We start from the raw sequence: 255 nt of genomic DNA, 5'->3' as shown, positions 1-255 counted from the left end.
GCGTTTCAGGACATCATCGATCGCCCCATCCCTAAGTCCACCCTCTCCCAGCACTTCAAGGTGCTTCGCGAATCCGGACTCATTCGAGCCGAGCGCAAAGGTGTCGAGATGCACAACACCTCGCGCTGCGCCGAGATCAATGGACGCTTCCCCGGGCTCGTCGCCTCGATCATCGACGCATACACCCAACAAAACAGGAACATACAAAAGCCGCGAAGCTGAGATAAGGATGAGCGTCGTTCCTCAGGAACAGGT

General features: G+C 56.9%; 1 protein-coding gene. It reads left to right on the top strand.

The window, feature by feature from the left end; genetic code table 11:
• Positions 1-222, top strand: a 222-nt coding sequence (locus JAO29_RS23190; RefSeq protein ID WP_334270657.1) for a helix-turn-helix domain-containing protein, incomplete at its 5' end; no start/stop codon positions are given.
• Positions 223-255: the final 33 nt, after the last annotated feature.

The sequence above is a fragment of the Edaphobacter sp. HDX4 genome (genome assembly GCF_036877565.1).
Taxonomy (GTDB): domain Bacteria; phylum Acidobacteriota; class Terriglobia; order Terriglobales; family Acidobacteriaceae; genus Edaphobacter.
This window is presented reverse-complemented; position numbering and strand designations above follow the sequence as displayed.